Source organism: Biomaibacter sp. TOL (assembly GCF_059717795.1).
This window is the reverse complement of the sequence record NZ_AP046092.1, coordinates 2,792,594-2,806,091: the sequence shown is the minus strand read 5'-3', so window position 1 is coordinate 2,806,091 and position 13,498 is coordinate 2,792,594. Positions and strand designations below refer to the sequence as shown.

Here is a 13,498-nt window from a genome sequence, read left to right as displayed (position 1 = left end):
TATCACTTGGAATCAGCATATTCCCATCGATAGTGTTCTTCGCAAAGCCCTCGGCGAGTTGCTTTTTTGAGGCAACCCATAAACGAGCAAAGGGAAGGGTCTTTGATAGGAACCGGCTTTTTATCCGGGGCCTTAATGCTTTTTCCGCTAATATCATAATAAAAATTCAATTTATGAATCTCTACATCTTTTCCCCAGCTCATACATGTGCTCTTTAAATTTAGATGTGCAATCATAGCTTCATCGATATATGCGTTGAGACATATTCCTTCAGATGTGAAGCCTTTCACCGGAACATTAATTATTTCAAGCGTATTTTTATTTTCATCGGTTATTATAAAGTGAGCATCTGTGGTTTCTTCCACGACCCCAAATCTTAATTCCGGGATTTTTTGAAAAACAGAATGGCCTTTTTGGAATATTGGGAAAAATGTATCGTCAGACAATATCACCCCAATGCTGTGGCTCAGCTTATATCCAGTGTTCAACTTATCTATCATCGCAGCCCCATTGGCAACACACCACTGCATGTTCTCAGGCGAAATAATTTTTATGTTTTTGTGTTCAAACAACTGCTTCAAGATATCCTGTATAGGCCGCATCTCACAGCTTCCCCCGGTCATTATGATGGCGTCAAGCTGAGCCACCGTGATCTGTGCTTTTTGTATTGCTTCATACAGTGCTTTAATTGCCTGGTCAATGCACGGTTTAATTAACTCCTTAAAACTTTCATATTCTAATGAATGCCATTCTACACCTGGCATCCCATAATCAACTAGACGAATTTTAGTAAAATCTTCATCCGATAAATCTATTTTCGCCTTTTCGCAACGACTAATAATCTCATCCTTGTCTTTATCCGGCATATCATCATAATCACCGATATCCTTTTTACAGGCGATGTCGGCATGTACTTTTTTTGCCAGCAATTTATCGATATCATCTCCGCCAAGCTTTATCCCGTGAATAGCCAGTTCTTTCAATTCATTTTTTCGTATTTCAAGAATGCTTATGTCAAGAGTCCCGCCGCCCCAATCAAATACTGCTACTTTTGAAAGCCCTTTTACCAAATCCATATTTTGCATATATGCTGCCGTCGATTCGCTAATGAGCTTATTTACTTTTATTCCGGCTGCTTTTGCAGCCTTTAATAGTTCTCTCCTCTGAACAGGTGTGAAATCCACCGGTATACCAAAAGTCGCTGCATTGATATCTATTTTCATTTTATTATATATGTATTCTTTTATAGCCTTTAAAAATATGGCAGTTATATCGGTGGGAGTATATCTTTTATCAGCTACACAATATTCCACATCCTGGCTGAGCTTCGATTTGAATGACGAAATAACAAGATAATCACGGGATAATTGCCGCCTTTTATTTTTTACCTGTCTACCGAAAAGAATTGTTCCATCAACCTTATGGATGGCAACCAGTGATGAAAAAGGCATATCATCTTCCCCAAGATTAATCGTCTTAGTTCCATGCTCATCTACCAAGATCTGGACAACGGCAGTATTTGTCGTTCCGAAATCTATTCCAAAGTAGCTTTTCTGCATGGCCTACACCTCGTTTTCCTGATTTAAATCGATACCTTTTTTACGAAGTGTATGGAAAACATTTTCCACGACATCTAGAATAGCTGCATAATATTCCGCAGTCGGTTCTTTAGCTCTAAGTTTTATAAAATCCTGATAATCCGGCTTTAAACGCTTCGCCAAATCATTTTTTAACGAGGACAATTCCTGATTATATCGTATGTTATCGGAATTAAACGATTTTTTCAGCCGCTCATCAAGATCCGCTATGGCTCTTTTTGCATCTAATAGTTCCTCCTCCTTTATTTTGATTACTTCCTGCAATTGCTCAATTTTAACTTGTGCATCGGATAGTTTTAAAGCTATATTTTGCTTTTCGTCGGTCACTTTCGCCAACTTGTCTTTAACCTCATCGAGCTCTCCTTTTATCTTTAACCGTTCTTCCAACATTTTAAAAGCTTCGTCATGGAGTTCTTTTATTAAGGAAAATATTTTTTCCTGAGGCTCTATTTTAGGCTTTGAGAGGCATTGATGCGGTTTATCGGAACCATCTTCGGTTTTGGGAAAAGTTACAACGGTCACCTTTTTATTTATAGGTAGTTTATACTTTTCTACAAACTTGTTATGAGCTTCTATTATTGTGGCATCCGATGTATGGGCGACGGCTTTATCCAGCCACGCTAAAAGTTTTCTGAGATCTTCTTCTTCCCATTTGGAAAAGTCTAATGAATATATTTTGTCTTGCGTATGTTTAAAACAAACTTCGGCCAGCAATTTGCCCGATTTTAATCCGCCGTCATCACCATAGGCTTTTTTTGCACATGCTTTTAACAGCATATGAATATATTCTTCATTTTCTTTTGTCTGAAGCAATTCATTAATAATAAAAAGGAGTCTGTTTATACCGAAGTTATTTGTGTTTTTAATTATTTTTTCAGCTCTTACAAACTTATCAATAATACATAATTTTATTGACTCTCCAAGAGTATTAAATGCTTCCTTGAAAAACTCGGTTGTTACAGAATAGTGAAGTTCTAACAGCACATTAATAATATTATCGATATTAAAGTTTTGATCATCAAGAGCTTGTCTTAAAATCGATACTACTTCTTGGGTTTGGCTTTTATTCAGCTTTGAGTTTTTCTTGTTTTTTTCGATGTATGGGGCAATTTTCTTTTCAAACTCAATCATGATTTGCTTTCTCTCCTCCGATAAATATATAGATTACGACTTTTATAGTTTCGCAAAAATCGTTACTTAATTTTTCTCCTAAAATTCTCATCCTCCTTGACCCTAGCATAATATTCTTATGCGGTTTCCCTCATCCCCCGAACTTTTCGATCCCTTCCCTTACTTTTTCCACCACGTAGTCTATCTCTTCATCAGAGAGGTTGTTGTAAAAGGGCAGGGAGATGGTGGAAGAAGCGATGTGCAAAATATTTTCATTCTTCTTTTGAAGCAGCTACCGTATCATTTGTTAAAATTTTAATTCCTTTAAAGACATCTTCAGTATAATCAGTTTCAGAATAGCCCTGTGCACCGTCCTTTATGAATACTACTTTTAATGTATAGAACAAATGAATTCGTCCATGCGTATTGCCCTTAAAAATCTGCCTACAACTCCTATTAAAAATACACTCCTGGGAAAGGCAAACCCTAATAAATGCATTAATTATTAATACATCTGTTATCACTATAAAAAAAAGAATCCAAAAAAGCCAATTTTCTTACTTTCAATTATGTTACCCCATGAATTATCCCCCAAATTTTATTTTTGATCAGACTCTTATCTCCCATAAAATTTCATTAAACTTTTCTTTTTTAAGTTCCTTAATTTTGTCTGAAACTTCTTCCTCAAAAAAGTTATGTTTGAAGCAGCCTCAATGTCAAAGCATATACTTGCTTTCAATTTTAATTCAAATACTTCCTAACATCATCTACATTATTAATATTGAAGATATCCTCCACCATTTTTTCGATCTTTTGAACATCTTTTGATTTATCAATGTTTTCTATAATATCATCCGGAATATTCGAAAGCTTCTTTTTAAGCAGCTTTACGGCAAGTTCCTTAGTCCTTTTCTCAATACCTTTCTCAATACCTTTCTCGATACCTTTTTCAATACCTTTTTCTATGCCTTTTTCGATTCCTTTTTCTATGCCTTTCTCTTCACTCTCCTTTAGTTCCTGCTCGGTATAGATTTTTAGCTTGGTCTGTTTTAATGTCTTTATCACATACTCTTGAACCTCTTCATTTATCATATCCTCATACATCTTATACACCTCCACCGCTTTTATTATGTTTTTCCTGAAGGCGGCTTCCAGAAGTTTTTTATCGCGGCGTAAAAGTCGCTGTGCCAGTCGTTCATGTTCCATTCTCCTGTATTTATTATATTACTTTGGTGGACCGGTATCAATTGATTTTATCAGTCTTCTAAATTTTCTATATTCTTCTTCATATCTTCTTCGCATGTAATCAGCTATAATGCCACCATTATCATCCGGATAACCAATGAATCTATCTAACAACATATCAATGGTATTGTTAGGATCATGAAACAAAATACTGAATTTGCCGCATAATTCCGGTTCTCTCGTTGTTTTCGTATAAATAGTGCGCAAAAAAGTATCCCATTCCCCTAACCGGGTTGATTCCAGTAAAATATTATCTTCCGGTGCCGGTAAGAAATTCAGCTCACCATTTAAATTTTTATTAAAAACGGTAATATCAGAAATCAGATAAATTGCTGAAATGCTGAAGTTAGATAAGAAATCTCTGATAGTAACACCTTTTGGCAGAACAAAAAAATCTATCCTTGCATTATCACGATTATCAATTTCCACGATATAATCAAAAGCATTTATCTGGACATCAGGTATTCCATTCGTTTCCATTTGCCTAGGAATATAGAAACTGCATACAGGAAATAAAAAAATATTTCTTTGATTAATTGTACCTGTATGTCTGTAACACCAAATTTTGTCATTGTTATGTTTAAAATTTATTACGGGTGGTTTTATGCTTCCTCCTCTTTCATCATAAAACCCATGCCATGAAACTGAATTAACAGGTTCCTTGCAACATTGTTTACCGCATCGAGTTTGAATACACGCTAAATCAAAGAATAATTTGCTTTTTGCATCAAATATTATATCTACTTCACCTTTATTAGTATTATATCTCTCAGGGGTCTGGTTTAACTTTATACGAATTAAGCATTTATTGTTTTTTATAATTTTTATGTATTTATAAGCGTTAGTCATATTCACGTTATGCACCTGATTCAATTACAATTTGACGTTCTTTTGCTAAGATAGCAACATAAGCTAGCGCAGCATCTATATCCTCAGATTTTAACGATGGATAGCCTTTTAAGATTTCTTCACGACTTATTCCATCAGAAAGATTATCTAAATATTACAGAAACAGGTATGCGGGGCCCTTTTATACATGCTGTTTCCCTACTTATAAGCGTATTTTTGTGATTCTGTAATTATTTTTATAATGGAAGCTATCTATGGTGGATTGCCCCCAGTATCTTCTTCTTAACTCTTTAAATTCTTCTTGCATTATCTTCGATGATTTTCCTTTCAAATATTGCATTATTTTGCATAGCGCAAGTGTGGGTGGACATATTTTGTTGTCCAAACCACATGATATTGTATATCATACACGGTATGACTTACTTTTTTTAAATCTCCCATTCAGTATCACCCCTGGTATAGATTATATAGATGATACTGAAGTATCTGCAAGTCCTGAAAGGATTTACGGGCTGAAAGCCTGTGGGTTTAAACCAAGCGCTTATTAACTTAACGGTCATTATATTCTTTTTTTAAACCTCAAAAAATCCATAGCCAATAGAAGTTTTGGCTCCAATACCATATTGTATTAATGCTTCTTTAAGCCAAGTCAAAGTTTCTGAAAGTAGTTTTGGGTTTTTACTTGCAAGGTAAAAATCAAACTTTGTTTTTTCCACTGTCAAAAAGTTAATAGGATTCGGCTGTTGCCAGTCAGCAGGAGGTTGAAGGCCGGAATAATACTCGGGATAATGCGGGTTCATTATATCAATTTTTAATTTTATTTCGTTTATTGGGTAAGCATCGAAAAATATAACCTGTCCCTGTTTTTCTTGTGTACCAAAAATTTTTTTAAACTCTTCATTTTTTAAAGCTTGCTGCTCATCATTGCCAAATTTACTCAAAACTATCCAGTGTCTTGTAACTCCTTTGATTGCACTTCCAGGTATATAAGGAATCCCATAAACGTGATGCAATGCCATTGATGTTTCTTGTGGATGAGAAGCCCCAAGACCAACAATAAGACGCCACGACATAGAAAGTCTTATATTTTCTGTTTGATAACCCAAATCATTTAATCCCTCAATCGATTGTTTTAAACGATCAGAAATATTCACCCCATTTTTTTTAATCTCTTCATTCAATTTTTCCATTTCATCGATTACTAATTGTAAATATTTATGCTTATTTTCTTTGGCATCTTCACCTGCAGTATCAGGAATAAACTTCCCAAAAATAAGCGCCGGATTTATAAGAAATTTTGTTGATTTATAACACCAATCTTTTCTTTCGTTATTTCTCCTTTTATTATTCCATTCATAAATACCGATTTTTTTAATTGAATCATACAGAATCCTGCTTGTATCATACGGATTATAAAATTTATAACTTTTCTCCTCTCGAGTGATCATTCCTCACCTCCCTCCTTCTTCAATCATTCCTTCTGTAAACCTTCTAAGCCAGTTTAAGAAAGCAAGCATTTCCTGGGTGATATATCGATATTCTGTGGTACTGCAAGAAATCGCCCATTCTACTAAATCGCTCTTCTCTTGTGGCATTTTAATTCTCAACGTTTGGTCGCTTCTAATGTATTCTGTAATCTGAACATATAGCAATTTATAGGCAGTCTCTTTATCAGATTTTGCTTTAACAAAAGCTAGAGTTTGGCCAAGCCCATTCGTAAGTATCATTGTGGGTATTTTTCGAGAATATGAGCGGTAATTTTGAAGAAGCTTAATATAGCTGCCAATAATTTTTTCTTTTTCATCCTGTGCTAACCTATCATAGTTTTCTTTTTTCAAGTATGTATCTGGTTTTTTATATATTTCTTCAAGCCGTTTTAAAAGTTTTTGTTTTTGATCGTTGTTGCTGATTCTTTCAATGTTAGATTTAATATTGTGGACAAAATCATCCAAAACCTTTTTTATATTATCATTATCACTATTTAACATGATTGTGTCCTTTACACACTTATAAGCAAACTCTGCCCTTCCTCTTTCAAGCTTATTAATCGTCGTTTCTTGAACCATCCTTACCCTCCTCTCTTAGAATCTGTATTCTCGTAATTCCTTTACCAATGGTTTGATTACCACCTAGTTGTATTCTCTCAGGAATACCCGATTCAAAAAATTGAATTACTTTTTCTGCCTCTTTTTCTGAAGTATCAGCCTTAAATACGCCTTTTTTGCTATCTTCTTTAATTCGAACCCCGGTTGCCATAGCAGTAGAATATAAAATAGTGTCTTGGGGAAGATATTCTTCATACCAAAGATTCTCAGCTGTTCCCGTTGTATTATCGATTATTGTTCTTGCAATAACTTCAGTCGACGTCGAAATAAACTCAGTAAAATCATCTTCCGGGAGAACTACAAGGTCTTTCTTAAATTTTTCTCTCCAAAATTTATAGTAATCATTTGCCTCTTGCCTTGGGAATATCCTCTCCGCAAACCATTCAGCAAGTTTTTTTGTTTCGCTGTCCAGCGCAACTTTAAATGTAAACTCTTCCAGCACAACTTCCGAGGAAATTCTAATATCTGAATCTTGAGGTAAAGTGTTTTCTTTAATATCGGACGGGAAATCTTTTAGTTTTATTCCTGCAATTCTCATATCTTCTTTAAACCTTTCAATTACCGGCAAACAAGTAATCCATGCAAAAATACCTTTTAAAGATTTAACAGGGAAAAATAGAATTTTTGCATCAGTAAAAGCAAGAGAGCCTGCGTAAGCATCACTTCCTCCAGTGCCAAATAATAATTCTATATTTCTATTTATCATTACCTCTTGATTGTCTATCTTTATTTTCTTTTTTGAATTCTCAAATGCCTCCCTGATACACCCTTTTAATCCCGAGCTCTCAATCTTGGGGAAATTAGTATGCCTTTCCCTCTGAATAGGTAAGTCCACTATACCAGTCTCGCTTCCACTTCCTGGATGAAGCGGAGTTTCTGCAATTAAAAAAAACGGCTTAAATTTGAGAAACATATCAAATACCTCCCTGTTCATTTTTCAATGCGATAAGTTTTGTATTCTTCTAAATTTTGTATTTTAGTCAAATCGTCTTTAAATCTTTGGATGTACTCACTCTCATCGCCTGCGTTGTGAACATCTCTGCCTATAGCAATATCGGCAATATAAATATTAAGTTCTTTATTCTTATATACCGTCTCCCATTCTTTAACTTTATAAAGCATTCTCACCTGCAAGTTTTCTTCTTTATGTTTAAAACATTTAAATCCCTTTAACTCCATATCTTTTAATTTATGGTCAAGGTCAGGATCTGAAGGATTCTCTTTTAATCTTCTTTTAAGTTCTAAAAAAGATTTTTCACTTATCTGTTTTATTTGTTGATCCTGAGTTTCAATATACTTTTTAGCCAGTTCTGATATATAAAATAGTTCAAATCTCTCCTTATATTTTTCCCACAAAGCAACACCTAGCGGATTAAAGCTTATTAAATTATCTTCCCTTTCAATCAAACTTTCTATCTCATCATGGTAAACAATTCCACTTGCCAATTCAAAGGTTTTTTCCTTTTCAAGCTCCATAAAAAAGGCTTCATTTCCCTCAAAAATTCTCCAGTTCACATCGAGAGGAATGTGAGGAATTCTTATTAATACATCTGTGGCTTCAAAAATATAATAAATGGGGCATCGATTTATTTGTCCTAAAATAGTCAAATATGGGATAGTTGCCTTAAAACCTCCAGTGATGTTAATAATCAAATCATCCCAAAATCCATTTGAAATACTATAAAATTTCTTAATTATGTTGGTCATCCCTCCCCGGGAGAACTCTGTTCTATCTTTAACTTGAAGATCATCAATTAGATAGCATTTAAGATCATTAGCGTTAAACATATTTAAATTGAAGGTAATAAAATTTTCTATAATTTCTCCTGCAACCTTACTCAAAATTGTATCAGAACAAAGAAGATATATTTCAAATTCATCTTTTAGCTCTTCTTTCAATTTCACAAGGCTTTTTATTTCTGCCGAAATATTTTCTCTATCCCTTTCCTTTTCGATCCATTTGTTAATTTTATTTTTTATCCTTTCTATTATCCGTACAGCTTCTTCATACTCAGAAGCTCTTTTATCTCTCAATTCCTCGACATCGTCAGCAAAATTTTTGTCATCTTTATATTTATCCTTATAATTGTCAAAAATTGAAGTTCCAACCATCGTAATTACTCTTTTCATAACCCCGCCTCCCCAACAATTGCTAATCCAAATCCTTCTTCTGCGTTTATATCTGAAATATTTTCTAAGTGAAAGACTTCTTTAACTTTATCCACATCCGCACCATTGAGAACCTTAAAATAATAAACACTTCCTGCGGGAACCGCTTTTCTCAATGGTTTTGAACATTTATCCGCCAAATTCCAACCTCCCACAGGAATCGGTTTTCCAATGGCACAGGCAAGAAGTTTTAATTTTATTCCACCAACTTGGCCTTCTAATGTATTTTCATCTATCCAATCAGGCAGCCATCCTTTTTTAAATATTGCAGGAGTTGCAAAATAAACCTTAAATAAACCTTCTTTTAAATTAAGTTTTATGGTTTTTAAATCTTTCATTAAGTCTTCGCATTTTTCAAAAACCGCGCCCTTGCTTTCTCCACCAAGTTGAAGAACTCCTTTTTCAGGGAAATCATTGATGCCTTCAATCTCTGCAAAAAATCCCGATTTTTCCTTCATTCTTATCATTGATATACGGTATAAATCGCCTTCTTTTGAAGTTTTGCTTACCCCATCACGAGTAATGCCAGTTTTCTCTTCTCTCAAAAAATAATCTTCATTTTTTCTGTATTCAAACTTCTCTTTTTTTGTTTTTAAATAATCTTCAAACCTAGAAAATCTGAGCCATCCTTGTATATCATCTGCCATTTCGGTTCTCTTCCACAAAACAATGTTATCAAGGTTGTATTTGCTAAACATCAAAGAAGGTTTCTGACAAAATTGCAGAGGGTACAAGCATCCATCGCCTTCTTTAAGTTTTACTAAATCATATGGAGCTTTAAATATAGCCTCATCTTCAAAAAACAACACTGGGCCCTTTATTTTCATTTTGCCTTTTTCATTAGGTGTTCCTAAATTTTCTCTAAACTTTCCATCATAAAAATCTTTTAATTTTCCCTTTTGAAAGATTGCAAAGCTTCTTAAAGCACCATACAAGGTCGACGGATAAGGGGGAAACACAAAATCTGACCATGTATCTTCCCCTTTTGTAAACGGTCTTGCTGTCCTGAAAAAAAATGTATCAAGAGGCTTAATTTTTATGAACATTCCTTATTCCCCCTTGTTACAGCAACAGATATCTCAAGGAGATTTAAAAAACTATCCATATTTTCTATCTTCCAGAATATATCTTGCAATGTTTCTACCATTTTTTCCGCAAAATTCTTCCTTTTTTCTTCATCTTTTGCGTGAGTTGCTCTATTTACAATTCTTTTTATCTCTGTATCAATTATACCTGCTTTTAAATATCTTCCCTTATCATCTTTTAATCTGGCAAATTCTTTTCCCAAAGTATAAATAATTCTATCCGAAACCCACGGTTCATCTTTCTTTTCTTTAAAATCGTTGGATAACTCTTCTAACTTCTCCAAAATATCAATTTCTCCATACTTCCAGCTGCTTATTGCGATTCTTTCCTCTCCTGAACGCATAAGTAACGCTATGGCAAAACTATCTTTATTGAAATTTTCTTTTGCTTTTTTCTCCATTTCTCTTGCTTTATCAATAACCATTTTTAAAGGCATTTTATAATGAGCTATTACCACCCCGCAGGAGGCACTTGCTTTCTTGCCCATAGTCAAAAGCAATCTTCCATCCTTCTCAACAAAACCCGTATTATTGCTCCAATCTACTTTAACTTCATTATTTTCAATCTTTATATGTCCAGAAAATGCTGCCCTCAATTTTCTCAACACTTCAAACAAATCTTTTAAATTGACAAAGGCAAAAACATCATCGCCACCGGCATATACAAGCTTCCCAAGATGTTCCTCCTCAACAACTTCTCTTACAAATTCAATGCTGTAGTTTCGCAAAGCGTGAGAAATAGAAGCGTGTATCGCCGGTGTAAGAAATTTATTCTCCATAAGTTTTTTTAATTCATTTTTAAATTTTTCAGGCAGTTTTTCCCATGTTTCAGAATTATACGCATACTCGATATTCGGCAGCAACGTGCCTGAAAGCCATTTTCCCATATCGTCACCGTCAAGCAAGATGACGGCATAATAAGGATTGGGTTTGCCTGCATGATATAATTTTTCAATTAATTTTTTTAGCTTATCATCAATCTCTTCCTTGCTTTTTTCAATGCCAAATTGCTTTTTAATAGATTCTGCTCTCACATTTTCCTCAAAAAACCACTCGCCGTCTATGTTTTCAATATCTGCAAATTCCTTTTGAAGTTTCGGAAGAAACTTTGTTCGTACCTGATTAAATGCATATTCACCAAGCATTTCTTTATAAGCTTTGATATAATCTTTAAATTCATTCCTCGCATTTTTTAAAACTTTTGCTTTAAAATCTGCCGAAGCAACTTCCGCCGTAGAAGGAAAAGAAAAATCTTTAAATGCTGGCCCAAACATATCTTCCTTTTCTAAATATTTATTAAGCGCTCTTTTTGCGAAACACTGTAAACAAAGCCCTTCTTTTCCGTCAATATATCTGCCCACTTCAAGACTTCCCAATCCTTCTTTTATCACTGCCTCTTTTTCACCGCATATGTGACACTTCTTGCCATATTCTTCTGTCTGTTCAAAATCCCTTAAGTTCTTTCTTGCTCCCATTGATTTTTCAAGGGCAGAATAACTGAGTTGGTATATTAATCCAATATTAGGGATGTGTTCCCCTCTGTGTTTAGCAAAGTCCCATAAATTTTGCCAGTTTTGTATTATATCATCTTCAAAAAAATCTTTAAATTCTGCAATTGTTACATCTTTATCATCATTTTTAAAAGGCAAAGCCACCCAATAAATTTCCGGGAAACCTTTAGTTTGTTTTTTAATTATTTCATCAGAAATCTTGCTCTTATTAGTTAACCCGATTATATCTCCAAATATTTCAAATGACTTTAGAACTTCGTATACTATTTTCTCCCATTCTTTTCTAACATTTTCTTCAATCTTTTGAGCTAATCTCTCTATTTGGCTTTTTCTGGTTTCAGGAATTATAGCTACAAACCTATTGGGAATCGTTGGTTGGTCAATATGTCGTGAAGTAGAATTTTTTGCTTGTATATGAAGTTCCTTTTCTACATACCAATCCATCAAAGGCTGAGCAAAAAGGTCCGGATAAATTATATTCGTCGGTCCATATACATCAATTATTTCTGTCATAGCAATAAAGGTTAAATATGAAAGCAAAAAGCTCCCCATAAATAAGTCTTGAGTTTTCCTTGCTTGAGAGATAAATCCCTGTACAGGTCCTACAGCAAAAAGAAAAAGTGAGTTGTTTTGAAAGTTTTCAAAAGCATTTATAGCAGAAGTAATCTTTAAGTGCTCCCAAATTGAATGGTCGGGTATTCGTGTATCTGCAGGCAAAACAGCATGTAAAAATTGTTTTAATTTTTGAGTAAAATCTGTCACACAGATGTCACCTCTTTAATAAAAGAATTTTGTTTGTTAAAATCCCATCTTGGATAATTTGATGGAAACCTACTATTTAAAGTAGTTACCACTGGTATATATCCACCAATTTGTCTTATGACTGAGACATAAATAGGAGAAGCCATTCTTGGAGCCGTAAATCCAAGAGACGGATTACTATTATTATGAGAGGCTTGACCAATTTTTTTCAATAGGTCATTAAAATTATCCACACGTTTTCCCACTTCGATTTTTTTAATCCATGGATAATTTCCGCCTCGCTTGTTGTTAATAATTTTCCCCTCCTCAACTCTATATGTATTATTTCTAATCCTGTTAAGTAAACCAGCAATAAAATTTAAATCGACATTTTGCCGAAAAAGTTCATCATTTATTGAAACAGCCCTAACACTTCCAAACCCTCTTCTTGACCTTTTACCAAATCCGCCCAAAACTATAGAAGCAAGAAATAAATCTTTGTAAAAATCAATTTCCGAATTATTCCGGCATGATAAAACAACTTCAAATGTTGAAGTAGGCAATATAGATGATAATTCGAATTGTTTAGTCTCGCGATGCGGTAAAGGCTTTGCTTTACCAATCTCAATTTTTCTTGGAAAGATTCTAATTTTAACCTTACTCTTTCCCTCTCCCTCTCTTGTCCCACCAAAAAGTTTCGCTTCTTCTTTTCTTAATCTTTCAATATCATCTTCTGCTTTTATCGCTCTCCACCAAAATCGCATCATTCCCTTAAACTCTGAAGGCCTTAGCTCAGGAGTTTTTTCATCAGCCCCTGCCATGAACATAGGAGTTATAACTTCACAAGTTAATTTTAACTCTTCCATTTATAACCTCCTTCCCACCCTTTTTACCGCTCTTTTATCTGACTTTTACATTATTCATTTTACCATTTTATCCTGCAAATAACAACGCTAATATTATAAATATTTCGACACATCTCGACAAAAATAAAAATTTGAATGAAATTATTTCCCCATCCCCCGAACTTCTCAATCCCTTCCCTCACTTTTTCCACCACGTAGTCTATTTCTTCATCGGAGAGG

The 13,498-nt window shown here is 34.2% G+C and carries 13 protein-coding genes and 1 pseudogene; all 14 read right to left on the bottom strand.

What is annotated here, in order from left to right; genetic code table 11:
• Positions 1–2 precede the first annotated feature (2 nt).
• Positions 3–1,559: an Hsp70 family protein gene (locus AC6I1H_RS13865; RefSeq protein ID WP_497738130.1), complete on the bottom strand. Its 1,557-nt coding sequence runs from the start codon at positions 1,557–1,559 to the stop codon at positions 3–5.
• A 3-nt stretch (positions 1,560–1,562) separates the two neighbouring features.
• Positions 1,563–2,729 carry a coiled-coil domain-containing protein gene (locus AC6I1H_RS13860; RefSeq protein WP_497738129.1) on the bottom strand — a complete coding sequence of 389 codons (1,167 nt, stop codon included), beginning with the start codon at positions 2,727–2,729 and terminating at the stop codon, positions 1,563–1,565.
• Positions 2,730–2,980: 251 nt separating this feature from the next.
• On the bottom strand, positions 2,981–3,115 hold the full coding sequence (locus AC6I1H_RS13855) for a hypothetical protein (RefSeq protein WP_497738128.1): 135 nt from the start codon (positions 3,113–3,115) through the stop codon (positions 2,981–2,983).
• A gap of 334 nt (positions 3,116–3,449) precedes the next feature.
• The gene (locus AC6I1H_RS13850; RefSeq protein ID WP_497738127.1) at positions 3,450–3,914 is read right to left on the bottom strand and encodes a DUF4351 domain-containing protein; all 465 of its coding nucleotides are present in this window, start codon (positions 3,912–3,914) and stop codon (positions 3,450–3,452) included.
• A gap of 18 nt (positions 3,915–3,932) precedes the next feature.
• Positions 3,933–4,808, bottom strand: coding sequence for a hypothetical protein (locus AC6I1H_RS13845; protein WP_497738126.1), 876 nt, complete (start codon positions 4,806–4,808; stop codon positions 3,933–3,935).
• A 1-nt stretch (position 4,809) separates the two neighbouring features.
• Positions 4,810–4,917, bottom strand: coding sequence for a DUF433 domain-containing protein (locus AC6I1H_RS13840; protein ID WP_497740804.1), 108 nt, complete (start codon positions 4,915–4,917; stop codon positions 4,810–4,812).
• Between the two features lie 147 nt (positions 4,918–5,064).
• Positions 5,065–5,169: pseudogene (locus AC6I1H_RS13835) on the bottom strand (transposase); the annotation flags it as partial.
• 205 nt (positions 5,170–5,374) lie between these two features.
• Positions 5,375–6,250: a type III-B CRISPR module RAMP protein Cmr6 gene (gene cmr6, locus AC6I1H_RS13830; protein WP_497738125.1), complete on the bottom strand. Its 876-nt coding sequence runs from the start codon at positions 6,248–6,250 to the stop codon at positions 5,375–5,377.
• Positions 6,251–6,253: 3 nt separating this feature from the next.
• On the bottom strand, positions 6,254–6,868 hold the full coding sequence (gene cmr5 / locus AC6I1H_RS13825; protein ID WP_497738124.1) for a type III-B CRISPR module-associated protein Cmr5: 615 nt from the start codon (positions 6,866–6,868) through the stop codon (positions 6,254–6,256).
• Complete coding sequence (gene cmr4 / locus AC6I1H_RS13820) at positions 6,846–7,820, bottom strand: type III-B CRISPR module RAMP protein Cmr4 (protein ID WP_497738123.1); 975 nt, start codon at positions 7,818–7,820, stop codon at positions 6,846–6,848. Before cmr4 ends, cmr5 begins: the two co-directional genes overlap by 23 nt.
• Before the next feature lie 17 nt (positions 7,821–7,837).
• Positions 7,838–9,037, bottom strand: a complete 1,200-nt coding sequence (locus tag AC6I1H_RS13815) for a hypothetical protein (RefSeq protein WP_497738122.1) — start codon at positions 9,035–9,037, stop codon at positions 7,838–7,840.
• Positions 9,034–10,122, bottom strand: a complete 1,089-nt coding sequence (gene cmr3 / locus AC6I1H_RS13810; protein WP_497738121.1) for a type III-B CRISPR module-associated protein Cmr3 — start codon at positions 10,120–10,122, stop codon at positions 9,034–9,036. The genes AC6I1H_RS13815 and cmr3 overlap by 4 nt, the downstream gene beginning before the upstream one ends.
• On the bottom strand, positions 10,113–12,434 hold the full coding sequence (cas10, locus tag AC6I1H_RS13805; protein ID WP_497738120.1) for a type III-B CRISPR-associated protein Cas10/Cmr2: 2,322 nt from the start codon (positions 12,432–12,434) through the stop codon (positions 10,113–10,115). Before cas10 ends, cmr3 begins: the two co-directional genes overlap by 10 nt.
• Positions 12,431–13,279 carry a type III-B CRISPR module RAMP protein Cmr1 gene (cmr1, locus tag AC6I1H_RS13800; protein WP_497738119.1) on the bottom strand — a complete coding sequence of 283 codons (849 nt, stop codon included), beginning with the start codon at positions 13,277–13,279 and terminating at the stop codon, positions 12,431–12,433. Before cmr1 ends, cas10 begins: the two co-directional genes overlap by 4 nt.
• Between the last annotated feature and the right edge of the window lie 219 nt (positions 13,280–13,498).